The sequence below is a fragment of the Rhodococcus sp. GB-02 genome, from assembly GCF_053470465.1.
Map to the genome: position 1 here is coordinate 1,733,461 of NZ_JBPUKE010000001.1, position 18,812 is coordinate 1,752,272.

The following is an 18,812-nucleotide window of genomic DNA, read 5'->3' on the forward strand; positions in this document are numbered from 1 at the left end:
TTGTCCAGAATGATTTACGAGTCAGACATTTGTGACATAAGCTGCAGACGAAATTCCGCGGCGGGTCTTGCCGCGTCTAGTCGGGACGAGGATGAGCGTGGATTCGCAAGCAATCTCTCTGGTCCGGTCGAGCTTCAAATCCGTCACTGCGGTAGAAGATGGTCCGGAACGGCTCGCCCGTACCTTCTATTCGATCCTGTTCGCTCGATCGCCCGAAACCCGGGAGTTCTTTCCGGCATCAATGGATGTGCAGCGTGATCGGCTTGTCAGCGCTATCGCTCACGTCGTCGAACGCCTCGACGAGTCCGACGCGATACTCGAGTACCTCGCGCAGCTCGGTCGCGATCACCGTAAGTACGGCGTCACCGACGAGCACTACACGGCAGTCGGCAATGCCTTGATCGAAGCACTCGAGACCTTCGGTGGCGCCGAAATGTGGACCGACGAGGTGGACAGCGCGTGGCGTAACGCGCTCGCGATCATCTCGGCAGCGATGATGGACGCCGCCAACGCGGAGGACGGCCCGCCCGCCTGGAGCGCCGCCGTCATCGAATGCCGCCCGGCCATCAAGGGCGTCGCCGTCGTCAGGCTGCAACTCGACCAGACGATGGAGTACCGCGCCGGTCAGTACGTCAGCGTGCAGGTCGCCGCGAGGCCGCGGATGTGGCGCTACCTCTCGCCGGCCACGCCGTACGACGGGACCGGAATCCTCGAGTTCCACGTTCGCCAGGTCACCGGCGGGTGGGTCAGCCCGGTCATGGTGAACCAGACCGCGGTCGGCGACACCTGGGTGGTCGGTTCACCCATCGGCGCCCTGGGGATTCCGGAGAACTCCAAGGACATTTTGATGATCGCGTCGGGAACCGGAGTGGCTCCGCTGCGCGCACAGATCCTCGAACTGATCCGACGCGGCAACACCCGCAAGGTCCAACTGTTCTACTCAGGACAGCATCCGTGCGATCTCTACGACCTTCCGCATCTGTGGAAGCTGGCAGAGAAGCACCCGTGGCTCACGATCATCCCGGTCTCAGAAGAAGACGAGAATCCGTGGTGGCACACCGAGCCGGAACCGCTGCCCCCGATCGGAATGTCCAGGCGCATCACCGGCAAGGTCGGCAAGGTCGTGACCTCGTTCGGGGACTGGGCGGGCTACGACATTCAGGTCGTCGGCAGCGAATCCATGGTCAACAGCACCAAATTCAGGCTTCGCGCAGTGGGCATCGACGTCGACACCGTTCGCAATGATCCGACGTACTGACCGTCAGTAAGGATCGAACTGAATGACCTCGGCCGGCGTTCCGGCCTCGATCAATCGATCACGCGTCGATCGAACCATGGCCGCTGATCCGCACACCAGGACCTGATGTTCGGTGAACGCACCGTACGACGCGACGACGTCGGCGAGTGTGCCTTCGATGAGATGGTCGTCGCCGAATCCGATGTCGACGTTCAAACGGTCGAACCATCCGTCGGGCGGGCCGCCGTCGGAAAGATCTTCGACGACGGGAATCGGCTGCAACCACGGAAACTGGTCGGCGAGTAGCCACAGCATGTCCGCTGCGTAGAGATCACGAAGCGTTCGGCCGCCGAAGAAGAGGTACACCTGCGGCGGGTTCGGAGTCTGAGCCAGATCGAGAATGATCGAGCGGAGTGGGGCCAAACCTGTTCCGCCCGCGACCATGATGACGGTGGGGCCGTTCTCGTCGACCGACAGATCGCCGCGCGGGTCGAGGATCTGCCAGACGTCACCAGGCTGGGTGTCCTTGACTATCGAGCCGCTGACCCAACCTCCGGGAACCGTCTTGACGTGAAACTCCAACTTCCCGTCGTGTGAGGGAGGCAGGGCGGGGGAGAGTCGGCGGAGCAACCGCGAATTCTGCGGAACGCTGACGTCGACGTACTGGCCGGGGCGGAACGGGATGACGTCGCCGACCAGGCGGACAACCGCCAGATCCTCACGGAGACGGTGATGTTCGACGACTGTGCTCGACCAGGTTCGCTGGGCCATGAAAGTTCTCCTGTAGTCAGTAGAGCGGGTCGTGCCGGATCTGATCGAGCGGAGTTCCGCCGGCACGCAAGGCGTAGACGGTTGTCTTGATCATCGACGGTGACCCCGAGATCTGCACCTGACGGTCGGCCCACGAGCCGAACTGCGCGACCACTTTTCCGATCGGTCCGATCAGCCGGCTGTGCATTCCGAAGGGTGGTTCGAGCGCCGGTCCGTTGTGCCACCAAGGGTTTTCGGGTTCTTCGGAAACCGGTACGACGGTCAACCACGGGTTGCTGAGCGAGATGTGCCAGAGGGTTTCGAGGTCGTAGAGGTCGCACGGATAGCGGCCGCCGACGAAGAGGTGCACGCGCGGGTTGTGCGCGCGTTGAGACATTTCCATCACTTGGGCCCGCAGTGGAGCGATGCCGGTGCCGGACCCGATCATGAGAACGTCGCGGTCGCTGGTGAAGTCGACCTCGAGACCGCCGAGGGGAGTGGACATGACCCAGCGGTCACCGACGTTGGTTTCGCTGACGATCGCGGGGCTGACCCATCCTCCCGACACCTTGCGGATGTGGAACTCGAGCTGGCCGAAAGGGTTGGTCGGAATCGCCGGCGAGTAGTACCGCCACATTTTCGGGCGCTGGGGAATCTGAACGCCGAGGTATTGCCCCGCCCCGTACGGAATGGGTGGGTCGGCTTCGAGTCGCACTATCGCCAGATCGTCGAGCACTCGTTCGTGGCTGACCACGGTCCCACCCCAGAGCGCCGGGGACGTATCGGATTCGGCACCGTCGGCCATCGTGCTGACGACGAGATCGGTGAACTGAGACCAGGCGTCCTCCAGTTCCAGTGTCCACTTGTAGCGACTGTGCGCGCTGGTTCCGTACATCGACCGAACCGCGCGCTTCAGAGCGACGCCGGCGGCCTCGTAGTGCTCACGCTCGACACCGTAGCGACGGTGGTCTCGGCCGAGTTGGGTGAGGAACTTTCGGATCCGGCGATGCTGGGGGAGGTTCTTGACGACGAACTCGATCGCTCTGAAGAAACGGTGCCCCTGCGATTCCATCCCGGCCGGGAACAATGAGCGGTACAGAGGATGTTCCGCAAAGAGGCCGGTGTAGAACACGGCCGAGAAGTGCGCACGGCTCTCTTCGTCGTCGGTCAGAGAATCGAGGCTGGATTGCAGACGGGCGATCACTGTCGGATCCAATCCATCCCCCTTTCGCACCAGCTGCAACTCTCGCCACAATTCTAGTACGGCCGAAAATGTGACCTACGAAACCAACTCGGCCTGGCGAAAACAAACTTGAGCGGAATAGACTCAAGTTTGTCCGCGTTGAGCATAGTGACACAGTCGCAATACCAACCGGTCGCGGCTCTTCCCGTTCGACTTCGCCAGAAAGGTGACAAGTGGACTCGTTCACACCAACAACCAAGACCCAGGCTGCGATGACGGCTGCACTGCAGTCGGCGTCGTCGGCGGGTAATCCCGATATCCGGCCTGCCCATCTGCTGGTCGCATTGCTCGACCAGACCGACGGCATCGCTGCCCCACTACTCAAAGCTGTAGGCGTCGACCCCACCGTCGTACACCGAGAAGCGCAGGCAATCGTCGATCGCCTGCCCAAGACAACCGGCGCAAGCTCCACTCCGCAACTCGGGCGTGAGGCACTCGCGGCACTGACCGCTGCTCAGCACCTCGCCACCGAGATGGACGACGAGTACGTCTCCACCGAGCATGTCCTCTACGGACTGGCCGGCGGCGACTCCGACGTCGCACAGTTGCTCGTACGTCATGGCGCCACCCAGGACGCATTGCGTGAAGCCTTCACCACTGTCCGTGGCAGCGCTCGAGTCACCAGCCCGGAGCCCGAAGGCACCTACCAAGCGCTGGAAAAGTACTCCACTGACCTCACCGAAGCCGCACGAAGCGGCAAGCTCGACCCGGTGATCGGTCGCGACACCGAGATTCGCCGTGTCGTGCAGGTGCTCTCGCGTCGTACCAAGAACAACCCGGTACTCATCGGTGAGCCCGGCGTCGGCAAGACCGCGATCGTGGAGGGCCTGGCCCAACGCATCGTCGCGGGTGACGTCCCGGAATCGCTGCGAGGCAAGACCGTCGTGTCCCTGGACCTCGGGTCCATGGTCGCCGGCGCCAAGTTCCGCGGTGAATTCGAGGAACGCCTCAAGGCAGTTCTCGACGACATCAAGAACAGCGCAGGACAGGTCATCACCTTCATCGACGAGTTGCACACCATCGTCGGCGCCGGAGCCACCGGTGAATCCGCGATGGACGCAGGCAACATGATCAAGCCGATGCTCGCCCGCGGTGAGCTGCGACTGGTCGGCGCCACCACGCTCGAGGAGTACCGCAAGTACATCGAGAAGGACGCAGCACTCGAGCGTCGTTTCCAGCAGGTGCTCGTCGGTGAGCCCTCGGTCGAGGACACCATCGGCATCCTGCGCGGCCTCAAGGAGCGCTACGAAGTGCACCACGGCGTGCGCATCACCGACTCCGCGTTGGTGGCTGCTGCCGCGCTTTCGGACCGCTACATCACGTCGCGGTTCCTGCCGGACAAGGCCATCGACCTCGTGGACGAAGCCGCATCGCGACTTCGTATGGAGATCGACTCGCGACCCGTCGAGATCGACGAGGTGGAACGCACTGTTCGCCGACTCGAAATCGAAGAAGTGGCACTCGAGAAGGAAACCGACGACGCGTCCAAGGCAAGGCTCGAGAAGCTGCGTCAGGAACTCGCCGACGACCGCGAAAAGCTCAATCAGCTCAGCACCCGTTGGCAGAACGAAAAGCAGGCCATCGACTCGGTGCGCGTGCTGAAGGAACAGCTCGAAACCCTGCGAGGAGAGTCCGAACGCGCTGAGCGTGACGGCGATCTGGGCAAGGCAGCCGAGTTGCGCTACGGTCGCATCCCGGCGCTGGAGAAGGAACTGGAAGAGGCAGCAGCCGCTTCCGGAGCCGCCTCCGACGGTGACGTGATGCTCAAGGAAGAGGTCGGGCCAGACGACGTCGCAGACGTGGTCGCAGCCTGGACCGGAATCCCCGCCGGCCGGATGATGGAAGGCGAAACCGAGAAGCTGCTCCGCATGGAGTCCGAACTCGGCAAGCGAGTCGTCGGCCAGACCGACGCCGTCGTCGCCGTCTCGGATGCGGTTCGCCGCGCCCGAGCAGGTGTCGCCGACCCCAATCGGCCCACCGGTTCCTTCCTGTTCCTCGGCCCGACCGGCGTGGGTAAGACGGAGCTCGCCAAAGCCTTGGCGGACTTCCTCTTCGACGACGAGCGCGCGATGATCCGCATCGACATGAGCGAATACGGTGAGAAGCACTCGGTGGCCCGACTCGTCGGTGCCCCTCCGGGATACGTCGGCTACGAAGCCGGCGGCCAGCTCACCGAAGCAGTTCGGCGACGCCCGTACTCGGTGGTCCTCTTCGACGAGGTCGAGAAGGCACACCCCGACGTGTTCGACGTCCTGCTCGCCGTGCTCGACGAAGGCCGACTCACCGACGGTCAAGGCCGCACGGTGGACTTCCGCAACACCATCCTGATCCTGACCTCCAATCTGGGATCCGGTGGAACACGTGAGCAGGTCATGGACGCGGTACGCCACGCGTTCAAGCCGGAGTTCATCAACCGTCTCGACGACGTCGTTGTCTTCGACTCGCTCTCCGAAGAGCAGTTGGAGCACATCGTGGACATCCAGCTCGAGCAGTTGCAGAAGCGTCTGGCTGCGCGTCGTCTCACCCTCGAGGTGAACGGTGCGGCTCGGATGTGGCTCGCGGTGCGCGGCTACGACCCGCTGTACGGCGCTCGGCCATTGCGTCGACTCGTTCAGCAGTCGATCGGCGACCAGCTCGCCAAGCTGCTCCTGGCCGGCAAGGTCCAGGACGGCGACACCGTGCATGTCGGTGTCAGCGAGGACGCGGATCAGTTGGTTCTCTCCTGATTCGGTAAGCGGAATGCCCCGTCGATCCAAGTGGATCGGCGGGGCATTCGCATTTTGTTCTACCCTGGATGGCTGGATGCTCGAACTGGGGATGTCTGCACTCGCGCCTCTCCGAACGACTTCGACGCTCTTTCGTCCTAACCGAAGGTGGCCAGGCATGACCGATCAGAACGATCCGCGTAACTCGGGTGGGGCGCGCCGTGAGGATCCCGAGGCGACCGAGGTGTGGGGGCGCACGCCCGACCAGCCAACGGAGCAGTACGGGACCGTGTCCGGCCAGTCGAATCCGAACCAGCCGACGGAGTATTTCGGTCAACCGCCAGGGGCACAGCAGTATCCCTACGGTGGTCCGGATCAGAACACGGAGTACTTGGGTCAGCAGGGGCAGCAGCCGAATCCCACCCAGGCCTTTCCTGCCTACAACCCGCAGTTCGATCCGCAGGCGCCGCCGCCCGGTGCGACGCAGGCCTATCCGCCGTACACGGCCCAGCAGTACGGGAATACGCAGCAGTACCCGGTTGCCGGTGGTGGTGGCGGGGTTCCGCCGGAACAGCCGTTCATCGAAGACGGGTCACCGGGAGGCGGCAAGAAGCGCAAGCTCGCGACGTGGGTGGCCGCCGGCGTGGTCGGGATCCTGGTCGCCGTGATCGCGATCATCGCGTTCTCGGCGTTCGGCTCGAATGACAAGGGCACCCAGACCGCTTTCGTCCCCCCGACCACTACGACACAGGCACCGACCACCACACAGCCGAAGGCAAGCACCACGGCGCCGACTCCGACGACGGATTCCCCGCTCAGCCAGCTTCCGGGCGGGCTCGGCGAAGTGATCGGTGACGCCGGGGGAGCAGTCGGCACCGTCAAGTCGAACGACGGCGGCACGTTGGTCATCGATTCGATCGGCGGCTCGCAAGTGACGGTCCTGACCACTGCGGACACCACACTCATCGCGCTTAACCGTGCGACCGTCGCCGATCTGCAACCGGGTGACAACATCGTCGTCGACGGAACTCCGGTGGAGAACGGCACGATGACCGCCAACACGATTCTGAGTACGTCGTTGCCGAAGTTCGGCAACTGAGTCGTTCACGACACATCGGGCGAGTCCACCAGGGTGTCGCGGGAGGTTGAGGCCGTGAGTCGCTACCCTGGAGGGTGATGACTGGAATGTGGTTCGGACTGGCAGTAATTGCACTCGCAGGCGCGGGTGCGCTTCTGTACGTCGACAGGACGAGGCGAGATCAATCGGGGCGAGTGCGTCAGATCTGGGCAAAGGCTCAGGGTTACACGTACACGGCCACTGACGATCAGCTGGCAGGCGAATGGCACCGCGCGGTCATGGCCAAGCAGGACTACCTGACTGCTACCGACGTTGTCCGCGGCCGCCGTCGCGGAGAGCAGTTCGTGCTGTTCGACCTGGAAGAGACCGCAACGATCGTGGCCGTTCGCCGCGAGATCGGGTCGGACGTCGACATCGATCTTCGGTTGAAGTCGACGGCTCCGCCCAAGGACGGCGACCTGAACCTGCTGGGTGCGATCGGTTCCCGGGTGGTTTTTGCGACGGACCTCGAGATTGCTCGTCGCGTTTGTGATCAGCGCATGGTGGCGTTCACCGAATCGGTTCCCTCGTCCATCAGCATGCTGTGGAGTGAAGGGCAGTGGACGCTCGGTTCGCTCCCGGTGACCAGCAACGGCCGGGATTGGGACGCGGCAATCGAGTCGGTTGCGCGCCTGTCCGGCATTTTGCACGTACTGCCCCCGGTCACCGATCCCAACGAACTCGAGGTTGATCACGATCCGAGCCGCCCGCGGCCTGGTACCGAGAAGTCTCGCCCCGCTCCGGATCCGGTAGAGCATCCCCGTTCGCGTCAGGAGCAGCCTCCTCGTGAGGCTGCGCCGCGTGAATTTACGCCGCGTGAGTCTGGACCGCGTGAATCTGCGCCACGTCAGGACCAATCGCTGCGCAAACCCGAGGCGGCTGACAAGCCGGCTCAGCGTCCGGCGTCGCAGCGCTCGGGCACAATTCGCCCCGTCGACTGACCTTCAGGTTCCCGTCCAGTAGCAATAACCACTAGCGTGGCCGGTATGTCGACTTCCCACTCGGATCGCCCCGTGCGTCCCGTTGCCCTGGTGACCGGACCTACTTCTGGTCTCGGCGCAGGTTTCGCCAAGAAATACGCCTCCCTCGGATACGACCTGGTTCTCGTCGCGCGTGACGAGGTCAGATTGCACGATCTCGCGTCCGAGATGAAGACGATGTTCGGCACCGAGTCGGAGATTCTGGTTGCCGATCTCGCATCGGAGGCTGGACGCGATTCGGTCGCGCTGCGTCTGGAGAAGGGCGTCGAGGTGTTGGTGAACAACGCCGGATTCGGTACCTCCGGCGAGTTCTGGACTGCAGATCCGGCGCTTCTGCAGTCGCAACTCGACGTCAACGTCACCGCCGTGATGCGGCTGACTCGCGCTGCGTTGCCCAGCATGATCACGTCGGCGCACGGAACGATTGTCAACGTGGCGAGCGTCGCGGGCCTGCTGTCCGGGCGCGGTTCGACGTACTCGGCCAGCAAGGCATATGTCATTTCGTTCACCGAGGGACTGTCCGGCGGGTTGGCCGGAACGGGAGTGCGTGTGCAGGCGCTGTGCCCGGGCTTCATCCGCACCGAGTTCCACGAGCGCGCGGGCATCGAGATGTCCACCATCCCCAAGCCGATGTGGCTGAGCGTCGACCAGGTGGTTGCGGCGTCGATGAAGGATCTCGGTGACGACAAGGTCATCAGTATTCCGGGGATCCAGTACAAGGTCCTCACTACAGCCGGGCGTCTGGTTCCCAAGGGGCTGGTTCGCCGGCTGACCAACATCGTCGGACGAGGCCGCGGGCGCACGTAGCCCAGAGGCAGAAGCCGAACGTAAGGCAGTGGTCGGTAGGCTGAGCACTCATGAGCGATCGTGAGGATTTGGCTGCGCTGGTGCGCGAATTGGCTGTTGTACACGGAAAGGTGACGTTGTCCTCGGGCAAGGAAGCCGATTACTACGTCGACCTTCGCCGCGCGACGCTTCACCACAAGGCTGCGCCGCTGATCGGCTCACTGCTGCGTGAACTGGTCGCGGACTGGGATTTCGACGCCGTCGGAGGTTTGACGATGGGCGCCGATCCGGTTGCGATGGCGGTGATGCATGCTCCCGGGCGCCCGATCGACGCGTTTGTCGTTCGGAAAGCTGCCAAGGCGCACGGGATGCAGCGACAGATCGAGGGCCCGGACATCGTCGGCAAGCGTGTCCTGGTTGTCGAGGACACGACCACGACGGGCAATTCTCCGTTGACAGCAGTGAAGGCCCTGCGCGAGGCAGGGGCCACCGTGGTCGGAGTCGCTACGGTCGTCGATCGCGCGACGGGTGCGGATGCGGTGATCGGTGCCGAGGGCGTCGAGTACCGATCGCTGCTGGGCTTGGAAGATCTGAACCTGAGCTGACGCCCCGTGAGTGGTTGAGGAGTCCTCGCACTCCTCAACCACTCACAGGGGTCAGTCGCCGACGGTTACGGCGAGTGCTTCGTCGACGCTGTGCGGCGCGGGATCGTGGTCGTCGACGTGAGCAAGGACCTTGCGTCCGCTCGACAGGACGAACACGGCGGCGAGGGTGAGAACCGCGCCGACCCAGAACGGCATGTGGACGTTGGATTCGCCGAGCTTGCCGGCTACCCACGGGGCTGCGGCGCCGCCGACGAATCGAACGAAGCTGTAAGCAGCAGAGGCGGTCGACCGTTCCACGGGAGCCGAGATCATGACAGTTTCGGTGATGAGTGTGTTGTTCACACCCAGGAACAAACCGGCGAGGACGACACCCACGATCAGGACGATCTTGTTCTCGGTGAAGAGCGCCATCATGCCGAGGTCGAGTGCAAACAGTGTCAGCGCCAGCATCATCATCGGTAGTGTGCCGAAGCGACGTTGCAGGCGTGGGGCGAGGAAAACCGACGAGATCGCCAGCATCAGTCCCCAGCCGAAGAAGATGAATCCGATCGGGTACGCCCCCATGTCGAGGGGGAACGGTGTGTACGCGAGCAGGGTGAAGAATCCGTAGTTGTAGAGCAGCGCGGTGATGGCGACGGTGAGTAGTCCGCGGTGCCGCAGCGCCTGGAACGGCGCGGCGATGGATGTGTGGTGTTCAGGCTTGGGTGCGCTGGGAAGCATCACGACGATGAGGATGAAGGCAACCGCCATCAGGGCTGCGACGCCGAAGAACGGTGCGCGCCAGCTGATGTCACCGAGAACTCCGCCGACCAACGGTCCGACCGCGATGCCGATTCCCAATGCAGCCTCGTAGAGGATGATCGCACGAGCGACGCCGCCACTGGCCGCGCCGACGATAGCCGCGAGCGCCGTTGCGATGAAGAGCGCATTGCCGAGCCCCCAGCCTGCACGGAATCCGACGATCTGACCGATGGTGCTGGAAGCGCCTGCAAGAGAAGCGAACACGATGATGATCGCGAGCCCGGCGAGGAGTGTCTTCTTGGCGCCGATGCGGCTCGAGACCACACCGGTGATGAGCATCGCGACGCCGGTGACGAGCATGTAGCTGGTGAACAGGAGTGAAACCTGGGACGGCGTGGCGTCGAGTTGTTCACCGATCGGCTTGAGGATCGGGTCGACCAGACCGATGCCCATGAAGGCGATGACGCTGGCAAAGGCTACCGCCCACACCGCTTTCGGTTGCTTCAGGAGGCTCGGCGGAGCCTCGTTCTGGTGCGTTGATGTCGCGGTCGTGTTGCTCACGGCCACCTCCTTTTTCAGTGGTGGGTGTTTCAGCTGGGGTCGGAAGTTTTGATGATGGACCGCAATTCGGCCAATCCGTCGGCGAGTTTCTTGATTTGTTCGGGCCCGAGTTCGACGAAGTGGGGGACTAGAGCGTCGGCGATCTCGTTTCGACCGTCGTTCAAGATCTTTCGTCCCTTGTCCGTCATGGCGACTCGAACTGCCCGGGCATCCTCGGGGTCGGCGCGGCGTTCGACGTAACCGTTCTCGCCGAGTTTGCGCAGTAGCGCAGTGGCAGAGGGCTGCGAGCTTCTGTCGAGTCGAGCGAAATCGCTGATCCGCATTTCGCCGTATTCCTCGAGTAGCGAGAGCGCGCGCAGCCAGGCGCGTGGGTACTGATCGGACGCGAACGAACCAGCCAGCTTCGCGAAGCGGTGCGTATTGCTCACGAGGTCGACGAGTAGTTCGTGCAGTTGCTGTTCTTCATCTGTCACGAAGAATATTATTGCATAGGTTAACTATGTAAATCAACGAGTCTGTAAAAGGTGGTCCGTCACGGCGGTGGCGACCAGTGACGGCACATCGAGGTCGGGTGCGACGAGCGCGAGGCTTCGATTTGCCGCCAGCACTGCGATGCCGTGGGTTCCGGTCCAGATGTTCAACGCAGAAGTGGTGGGATCGGAGGCGTCGGCCTTTTCGCACAGGGAGTGCAGGGTGGCGAAGAGTGGGAGTGAAGACTCTCGGAGGTTGCTGCCTGCGCCCTCGAGGAGGTCGTGGCGAAACATCAACTCGAACATCGCCGGTCGTTCCTGGGCGAATGACACGTATTCGATTACTGCCGAGATCAATCGGCTACGAGCGGGTTGTTTGCCGGTGAGGATGGGGTCGAGTCTGTCGGTGAGATCGCGCAGGCCATGTGAGGCAATTGCGGCAAGCAGGCTGTTGTGGGTCGGAAAGTATCTCCGCGGGGCGCCGTGTGACACGCCCGCACGACGCGCGATCTCCCGTAGCGTCAGTTCTGTGGCGCCGTCGGCATCGAGAATCTCGACGCCGGTGGCGACGAGTGTTTCGCGAAGGCTGCTGACAGTCATGGAAGACAGTGTCTACTATTCTCGACGTAGACGCTGTCTACTAGACGGAAAAGGTGATGCCCTGTGCTCTATTGGCTGTTCAAATACGTCCTGATCGGCCCGGTCCTCTGGCTGTTCGGGCGGCCGACGATCGAGGGTCAGCACCACATCCCCAAGAAAGGACCGGTGATTCTCGCCGGCAACCATCGGGCAGTCGTCGACTCGTTCTTCCTGGTTCTCATGGTGCGCCGACGCATCACCTTCGTCGCGAAGAGTGAATATTTCACCGGGACCGGTGTGAAGGGCGCGATGCAGCGCTGGTTCTTCGGTGGGGCGGGTCAGGTGCCGATCGACCGTAGCGGCGCCGACGCCTCCCGTGCGGCGTTGGACACGGCCACCGGGATTCTCGACAAGGGTGGTGTCTGGGGGATCTACCCCGAGGGAACACGATCACCCGACGGATGCCTGTACAAGGGAAAGACCGGAGCGATTCGTGTCGCCTTGGAAACCGGGGCGCCGGTCATCCCCGTCGTCGTGCATGGCGGCGACGCCGTCAACCCGCCGGGTACTCGGATGTGGCGCTTCAGCAAGGTTCGGATCACGGTAGGGGAGCCGATCGACTTCTCGCGATATCGCGAACTTCGCGGGTACCAGGCCGTCGTACGTGCGGCGACGGACGAATTGATGGCAGTGCTCTGTGAGCAATCGGGGCAGGAATACGTCGATGTCTACGGCGCGGACGTCAAATCCGGCGATGCCGCTTGAGTGACCCAGTACGGTCGCTGTTGGACGTGTAACCAACAGGAGGATTGTGATGGCGGGCAAGTGGGGCATCGAGCACGCAGTTTTTGCGGCGGCGACGGCAGCGACCGTGGTCGGGGCAGTAGTCGGTAACGAGCGGGTTCAGCAGATCGCGAAGCCGTTGATCGCACCCGCCCTGGCTGCCCGAGTGCTGCGCAAGCGTTCGGAGACGGAAACTGCCGATACCGCACTGCTTCTGGCCGGCCTCGCCGCCGCAACCGTCGGCGACGTGTTCATGATCGACCCGGACAACGATGCCCGTCTGATCAAGGGTGCGTCGTCGTTCGCGGTGATGCAGGCAAGTTACTCTGCGCTCCTGCTGCGCCGCGGCGCTCGCCCGACCCGCGCTGCCCTGCGGCCCCGCATCAGCGGTTGGTCGACGGCGTCCGGTCTGCTCCGTGCCAAGGCGCCGAGCGTGTCGGCGCCGCTGACCGGATACGGATTGATGTTGGGAACCACCTCGACGTTGTCGGCGGACCCCGCTCTGGCGCCGCAGTCGAAGGCCGTGCTCGACGTGGTCGTTCCGAACAAGGATCGACGCTCCTGGCTCGGTTTGGGCGGAGTGCTCTTCACCGCGTCCGACGGGCTGATCGTGGTTCGTAGACTGTTCATTCGCGGGACCGCGGGCCGCGCCGCTGCCGAGGGTGTGATCTTGGCGTCGTACGCGGGCGCACAGTTGATGCTGGTGGAAGGTATGTTGGCACTGGGACGCAAGAAGAGCATCTAGTTTTCACGGGCACAGCATGATTCGGTCTCGGTTCTGCGGGTCCACCAGGACGGTGACCGTGGATCCGGGAGTGATCTTGTCTTTGTACTCGGGTCGGATCTCGTACTCGATCCGGCCCGAGTACGAGCCGGAGCCGGGAACCGTGAGGTGAAGTGCGAGTTTGGCCAGTTCACCGTCGACGGTTCGGCGCAAGGGAGTGACCGTGTCTATTCGTGCCCATCCTTCGAGACCGTGCTTTTCGAGTTTGCGTTCGGCGCGGGTCGGGCGGTTGGCCCAGGCCATCCCGAATCCGAGAACCGAACCGAAAGCGGCGAGCAGTCCGCCGATCTGATAGGGAAGAGTGCCAGGGGGAGTGTGCTCGACCAGCCATCCGAGCCACACCGCGAGCACGATCAGATACCCCACCGCGATGAAACATACGGTGTGTACGACGCGACGGTGATTCATCAGATTTCCTCCACATCCAGGATAGCCTGACCGCATGAGCGAACCGAACGTCTTCATCACCGGTGCTGCGGCGGGAATCGGGCGGGAGACCTCGCTGTTGTTCGCGCGCAACGGATACCGCGTCGGTGCGTTCGACATCGACGACGCCGGCCTTGCCTCCCTGAAGGCCGAGATCGACGGTTTCGCTGGCAGCGTCGTGACGGGAGTCCTGGACGTCACGGATTCGCTCGGCTGGGCGCAGTGCTTAGCCGAATTTGCCGGGCAGTCAGGGCGTCTGGACATCCTGATCAATAACGCGGGTGTGCTCTCCTCAGGACGATTCGAGGATATTTCTCTTGCGGCACATCGCCGAATGATCGATATCAATGTCACCGGCACCCTCAACGGCACGCACACGGCTTTCCCGTACCTCCGCGATACCGCCGGGGCGCAGGTGGTCAATCTGTGCTCCGCCTCGGCAATCTACGGCCAACCCGAACTCGCGACCTACGGCGCCACGAAGTTCGCGATCCGCGGCTTGACCGAGGCGCTCGATCTGGAATGGGCGCAGCACGACATCCGCGTACTCGCGCTCTGGCCCCTGTTCGTCCAGACGGCGATGGTCACGGGAATGGACACCGGTGCCACCAGATCGTTGGGCATCAAATTGACCGCCACCGACGTCGCCCAGGAGTTGTGGGCGGCCACGCGCGGCGCTGGACGCATACACAAGGTTCACTACCCGGTCGGAACTCAGGCGAAACTCTTCCTCAGCGCGTCGCGGTTCTCGCCCGCGTGGCTCTCACGGTTGATGAACAAGCGCGTCACCAGCACTTAGTCGACCACGCGATAGAGTGCACTGTCGGCTGTTGCTGGGCCAAGGTGACGTGTGTGGAGGTAGTCGGGTGGTTCGTGTTCGGGTGGGGTTCGTGTTGTTGGGTGTCGGGTCGGCGCTCTTGCTTGCAGGGTGTGGCGGCGAGGCGGATTCAGCGCCGACCGTAGCGGCGCAGCCCAGTTCGACCACCACGACAGCCGTGCCGACGACAACAACCACCGTCGCGCCCGTCGTCACCACGACCACCGAACCTCCGACCACGACACTGCCGCCGACGACGACGCTCACGGACGTGCAGTTCGAGCGCAACGAGTCGTACTACTTCACCACTCCGGACGGGAACTTCCAGTGCGGCATCATCAAGTTGCCCACCAGGACCGAAGCCGGGTGCGAGGGCACGACCACCCCGGTTCCGCCGCGACCGGAGAGCTGCATGGTCAACTGGGGCAACGGTATTCGCGTCACCGGCGAGGGCGAGGGTGCTTTCATGTGTTCGGGCGGTGAGGTGTACACGTCGGGCGGCGCCGACGCCGATCCGGTGTTGGCGGCCGGTCAACCACTGAGCAAACTGGGTTTCACCTGCACGACCACCGCGACAGACGTCTCGTGTGTCAACGATCAGACCACGCACGGCTTCACCGTGGCTGCACATTCCAACGAGGTGTTCTGATGACCGAAGTCGCTGCCGACGACGTTTCCGGTGGGGCTGGCGAACCGGGACCCACCGAATGGGGTGAGAACCCCAACGGCGTGGGGCCGTGGACCGAGGAGCACGACACCGAACCCCCTACCGACGAGCGCTACGACCCGGTACTTCTGGTCGAGGGTGATCGTCGAAACGTCTTGGACGAGTATCGGTACTGGACGCGGGAAGCGATAGTCGAGGACATCGACTCGCGCCGTCACACCATGCATGTTGCCATCGAGAACTTCGCGCACGACGCCAACATCGGCACGGTGGTCCGCACGGCCAACGCGTTCGCCGCAGCCGCCGTCCACATCGTGGGGCGTCGGCGCTGGAATCGGCGGGGCGCCATGGTGACCGATCGATACCAGCACATCGTTCACCACGCCGACATCGGCGAGCTCGTCGAGTACGCCCGTGAGAATTCACTCACGATCGTGGCCGTCGACAACACTCCCGGGTCGGTGCCGCTGGAAACGGCAAGCCTGCCGCGAGAGTGCATCCTGCTGTTTGGTCAAGAAGGGCCCGGAGTGACCGATCATGCGAAAGAGGTTGCGTCCATGACGGTCTCGATTGCGCAATTCGGGTCGACTCGCAGCATCAACGCCGGTGTCGCGGCCGGCATTGCGATGCACGCGTGGGTACGTGAGCATGCCGATCTCGCCGATTCCCGCTGATCTCGCTCGCGAATTCCGGCTAGCGTGTAGCGCCTCGACCAGACAGGATAGGTAGTTATGCAGGAAGTGTGGGCAGAGCGGGCCGATGCGGCTGAGGGCGCGATAGTCAGTCGTCACCTTCGGCGCCTGTGGGGAATGCCCCGGACGGCACTCGGCGTGGTTGCCTGGCCTGCTGTTCGGCGCGAGAGGATGTTCAAGCCGTGGCACTACTGGTGGCAAGCACACCTGCTCGATACTGCAATCGACGCGCTCGAACGTGACCCGACACCCAAGCGTCGTCGCCGGGTCGCGAAGGTTGCCCGCAGTGTTCGGGTCCGCAACGTCTCGGCGTGGACCAACAATTACTACGACGACATGGCGTGGCTGGGTCTATCCCTCGAACGTGCTCAACGCATGTTCTCGGTCGATCACCGAACAGCGGTCCAGGCGCTCGAATCGCAACTCTTCGATTCGTGGTCCCCGGCCGACGGCGGCGGTATTCCGTGGTGCAAGGGCTCCGATTTCTACAACACCCCGGCAAACGGACCCGCCGGAATCATGCTGGCGCGCACCGGAAAACTCTGGCGTGCTCAGGCAACAGCCGACTGGATCGACGAGACGCTGCGGGATCCGGACTCCGGACTGATCTTCGACGGTATCCGACGCGACGGCACCCTCGAGCGCGCGATCTATTCGTACTGTCAGGGCGTCACGCTGGGGTTGGAAACCGAATTGTCGACGCGATTGGGCGAACCGCGTCACCGCGAGCGAGTCCACAAGCTGGTCGACGCCGTGTACGACGGCATGACCGAGTACGGAGTCATCACGGGCGGTGGCGGGGGCGACGGCGGATTGTTCAACGCGATCTTGGCTCGCTACCTCGCGTTCGTGGTGGTGAACCTGTCGTGGGAGACCCACGAGGACCTGCGAGCGCGAGAACTTGCAGCGCAGATCGTTCTGTCCTCCGCGGAAGCAGCCTGGAACAACAGACTGCAGATCGAAGGACTGCCGCTGTTCGGACACGACTGGACAAAGGACGCCCAGTTGCCCAGTCTGTCCGGCGACATCGCCACCTTCGCCGCCGGGACGGTGCGCTCGTCGAGCGTCCCAGAGCGAGACCTCTCGGTGCAGGTGGGCGGGTGGATGCTCATGGAAGCGGCATTTGTCGTCTCGGCGGCGGGATACCCGCGTAAGCGTTAGGCTTCTTCGTCATGGAATCCCGGCACGTGATCGACACTGACGGTGTTCGTCTTCACATCGATGTCGGTGGGTCAGGGTCGGACGTTCTGGTTCTCTCCGGCGGCCCGGGATGCGTTCACTATCTCGGCAACGACGAGTTGCTTCCTGAAGGAATGCGCGCGTGGTGCCCTGAGCCGCGCGGAGTCGGCCGTTCCGGTGGCGGCGCTCATACGATGGCGCAGGCGGTTGCGGACCTCGAACTGGTCCGGCGCACCTTCGAGATCGACAGCTGGGTCGTGCTGGGGCACTCGTGGGGATCTGACTTGGCAGTGAGGTACGCACTCGACTGCCCGGAATCGGTGTCCGGCGTCGTCGGAATCGCGGGGCACGGTCTCCACAAGGACCGGACGTGGTCGAAGCAGTACGAAGCGGGGATCGAGCAGGACCCGCAGATACCTTGGGAACCTGTTGTCTGGCAATCGCTTCAAGAGTCGTTCATCGAATGGATCCATGAACCACAGCTGTTTCGGCAGCTGGCTGACTCACAGGTGCCCATGACGTTTCTCGCGGCGGCCGACGACATTCGCCCGTCGTGGCCGTTGCAGCAACTGGCCGCGCTCGTGCCGAACGGTCAGTTCGGTGTCGTCGACGGTGTCGCGCACAACTTCTGGCAGTCTCACCCGGACCTGTGGAGAGAGATTGTCACCGAGGCGTGTGCGATCCAATCTCCACCAGGATTCGCTCCGCAACGGTCTGGTATCCCAGTCTCCGATTGACGGTCAGCATCGGGTGGTTTTCCGCGTTCACCGTTGTGTAAATCTCTCTCAGCAAAGGAAATTCAGCTGCCAACACAGACGCTTGTTGCTCCTTGACCCACTGAGCGAGACCGTGCCCGCGGTGCCGGGGGAGTACAACGGTGTCGTGCTGCGAAGCGTGGGTGCTGTCATTTTCGTCCACCGTCACCACTGTCGCTGCGGCTACTTCGCCGACGGCGTCGTCGACCGCGCAGCACACCAGAAGTATCTGAGAGCCACCGGTCATCTTCCGTTCCCACGATCTGACCTCGTCGACTCCCCAATTACGTTCGGGCATCTGCAGTCCGGCGCCCGGTGCGTCGAGGAGTCGGTTCAATGCCTCCGAGAAGGAGCGGACAAATTTGTCCGGGGTTCGGTTGCGCCAACTGACGATTCGATAGCCGGGGCGAGTGCTGTCTGCGGTGGGAGGGCTGAGGTGCTGTACCTGGTTGGCCAACCGAAGCAACACGCGGTGGCCGTCGAACCTTTGTAGGAAGGGTTCGGCTGCACTTCCCACGAGCGCAGTGACCCGGATTCTCTGCACGCCGAACCCGGCGAGGTCGACCTCGACCAGTTCGGCAAGCGCTCGTCCTACCCCTCGTCGTTGCGCATGGGGTGTCACGTACATTCGAAACTCTGCGAGATCGACTTCGGCCGAGTTTCGTCGTGCCTGGGCGATGCCGAGGACCTCGTCGGTGCCGGCGTCGCGTGCAATCCAACGCCGTATATCGGCCGAATTGTCTTCGGCCTCGATCATTTCCATCAGCGCAGTCGCTGTCGGCGACGCTCCGGAAAGGTGACGCTGGCCTTCGGAGAACACTTCGCACCATTGCCGAAGAACAGGTGATGTCCTCAGAGACGGTACGAACTCGGCTACAACTACACAAGTCACCTATGCGAGGATACCGAGCGCCCGCTCGGAGTTGGAATCACAC

20 protein-coding genes are annotated in these 18,812 nt (G+C 63.2%); 13 read left to right on the forward strand and 7 right to left on the reverse strand.

The features are described 5' to 3' along the window. Positions 1–97 precede the first annotated feature (97 nt). A complete protein-coding gene (locus ACSW29_RS08260; RefSeq protein ID WP_448277029.1) occupies positions 98–1,258 on the forward strand; it encodes a globin domain-containing protein in 1,161 nt (386 codons plus the stop codon). 3 nt (positions 1,259–1,261) lie between these two features. Here ACSW29_RS08260 and ACSW29_RS08265 read toward each other — a convergent pair whose 3' ends face one another. Further along, complete coding sequence (locus tag ACSW29_RS08265; RefSeq protein ID WP_317828149.1) at positions 1,262–2,008, reverse strand: FAD-binding oxidoreductase; 747 nt, start codon at positions 2,006–2,008, stop codon at positions 1,262–1,264. Positions 2,009–2,024: 16 nt separating this feature from the next. Then, entirely contained in the window at positions 2,025–3,221 is a 1,197-nt protein-coding gene (locus ACSW29_RS08270) for an FAD-binding oxidoreductase (RefSeq protein ID WP_448277030.1), read from the reverse strand. Positions 3,222–3,403: 182 nt separating this feature from the next. Here ACSW29_RS08270 and clpB point away from each other — a divergent pair, with 182 nt between their 5' ends. From clpB to pyrE, 5 genes are all read left to right on the forward strand, one after another. Further along, on the forward strand, positions 3,404–5,956 hold the full coding sequence (clpB, locus tag ACSW29_RS08275) for an ATP-dependent chaperone ClpB (protein ID WP_230816327.1): 2,553 nt from the start codon (positions 3,404–3,406) through the stop codon (positions 5,954–5,956). A gap of 157 nt (positions 5,957–6,113) precedes the next feature. After that, a complete protein-coding gene (locus ACSW29_RS08280; protein WP_448277031.1) occupies positions 6,114–7,034 on the forward strand; it encodes a hypothetical protein in 921 nt (306 codons plus the stop codon). Between the two features lie 86 nt (positions 7,035–7,120). Further along, positions 7,121–7,993, forward strand: coding sequence for a hypothetical protein (locus ACSW29_RS08285; protein ID WP_448277419.1), 873 nt, complete (start codon positions 7,121–7,123; stop codon positions 7,991–7,993). A 45-nt stretch (positions 7,994–8,038) separates the two neighbouring features. Beyond that, on the forward strand, positions 8,039–8,839 hold the full coding sequence (locus ACSW29_RS08290; protein ID WP_448277032.1) for an SDR family NAD(P)-dependent oxidoreductase: 801 nt from the start codon (positions 8,039–8,041) through the stop codon (positions 8,837–8,839). A 50-nt stretch (positions 8,840–8,889) separates the two neighbouring features. After that, a complete protein-coding gene (gene pyrE, locus ACSW29_RS08295; protein WP_003944385.1) occupies positions 8,890–9,423 on the forward strand; it encodes an orotate phosphoribosyltransferase in 534 nt (177 codons plus the stop codon). A 51-nt stretch (positions 9,424–9,474) separates the two neighbouring features. On the opposite strand, the gene ACSW29_RS08300 is transcribed toward pyrE, so the two are convergent. The 3 genes from ACSW29_RS08300 to ACSW29_RS08310 are packed head-to-tail and all read right to left on the reverse strand — an operon-like array spanning position 9,475 to position 11,795. Beyond that, positions 9,475–10,731 carry an MFS transporter gene (locus ACSW29_RS08300; RefSeq protein ID WP_003944384.1) on the reverse strand — a complete coding sequence of 419 codons (1,257 nt, stop codon included), beginning with the start codon at positions 10,729–10,731 and terminating at the stop codon, positions 9,475–9,477. Between the two features lie 23 nt (positions 10,732–10,754). After that, positions 10,755–11,198 (reverse strand): MarR family winged helix-turn-helix transcriptional regulator, encoded by a 444-nt coding sequence (locus ACSW29_RS08305; RefSeq protein WP_003944339.1) that lies wholly within the window; start codon positions 11,196–11,198, stop codon positions 10,755–10,757. Between the two features lie 33 nt (positions 11,199–11,231). After that, a complete protein-coding gene (locus ACSW29_RS08310) occupies positions 11,232–11,795 on the reverse strand; it encodes a TetR/AcrR family transcriptional regulator (RefSeq protein WP_448277033.1) in 564 nt (187 codons plus the stop codon). 63 nt (positions 11,796–11,858) lie between these two features. Here ACSW29_RS08310 and ACSW29_RS08315 point away from each other — a divergent pair, with 63 nt between their 5' ends. Continuing rightward, a complete protein-coding gene (locus ACSW29_RS08315; RefSeq protein ID WP_317828143.1) occupies positions 11,859–12,539 on the forward strand; it encodes a lysophospholipid acyltransferase family protein in 681 nt (226 codons plus the stop codon). A gap of 49 nt (positions 12,540–12,588) precedes the next feature. Beyond that, positions 12,589–13,302: a lysoplasmalogenase gene (locus ACSW29_RS08320; RefSeq protein ID WP_448277034.1), complete on the forward strand. Its 714-nt coding sequence runs from the start codon at positions 12,589–12,591 to the stop codon at positions 13,300–13,302. A 3-nt stretch (positions 13,303–13,305) separates the two neighbouring features. On the opposite strand, the gene ACSW29_RS08325 is transcribed toward ACSW29_RS08320, so the two are convergent. Next, on the reverse strand, positions 13,306–13,749 hold the full coding sequence (locus ACSW29_RS08325) for a hypothetical protein (protein ID WP_230816321.1): 444 nt from the start codon (positions 13,747–13,749) through the stop codon (positions 13,306–13,308). 34 nt (positions 13,750–13,783) lie between these two features. Between ACSW29_RS08325 and ACSW29_RS08330 the strand changes: the two genes are divergently transcribed. The 5 genes from ACSW29_RS08330 (at position 13,784) to ACSW29_RS08350 (ending at position 17,859) form a co-directional block, all read left to right on the forward strand. Continuing rightward, a complete protein-coding gene (locus ACSW29_RS08330; RefSeq protein WP_448277035.1) occupies positions 13,784–14,566 on the forward strand; it encodes an SDR family oxidoreductase in 783 nt (260 codons plus the stop codon). Positions 14,567–14,633: 67 nt separating this feature from the next. Continuing rightward, complete coding sequence (locus ACSW29_RS08335; RefSeq protein ID WP_317828140.1) at positions 14,634–15,233, forward strand: DUF6636 domain-containing protein; 600 nt, start codon at positions 14,634–14,636, stop codon at positions 15,231–15,233. Continuing rightward, positions 15,233–15,925: a TrmH family RNA methyltransferase gene (locus ACSW29_RS08340; protein ID WP_317828139.1), complete on the forward strand. Its 693-nt coding sequence runs from the start codon at positions 15,233–15,235 to the stop codon at positions 15,923–15,925. The genes ACSW29_RS08335 and ACSW29_RS08340 overlap by 1 nt, the downstream gene beginning before the upstream one ends. A gap of 57 nt (positions 15,926–15,982) precedes the next feature. Next, positions 15,983–17,104, forward strand: a complete 1,122-nt coding sequence (locus ACSW29_RS08345) for a glycoside hydrolase family 76 protein (RefSeq protein ID WP_003944321.1) — start codon at positions 15,983–15,985, stop codon at positions 17,102–17,104. Positions 17,105–17,115: 11 nt separating this feature from the next. Beyond that, complete coding sequence (locus tag ACSW29_RS08350; protein WP_317828138.1) at positions 17,116–17,859, forward strand: alpha/beta fold hydrolase; 744 nt, start codon at positions 17,116–17,118, stop codon at positions 17,857–17,859. On the opposite strand, the gene ACSW29_RS08355 is transcribed toward ACSW29_RS08350, so the two are convergent. Next, positions 17,786–18,769: a GNAT family N-acetyltransferase gene (locus ACSW29_RS08355; protein WP_448277036.1), complete on the reverse strand. Its 984-nt coding sequence runs from the start codon at positions 18,767–18,769 to the stop codon at positions 17,786–17,788. The genes ACSW29_RS08350 and ACSW29_RS08355 overlap by 74 nt on opposite strands. Between the last annotated feature and the right edge of the window lie 43 nt (positions 18,770–18,812).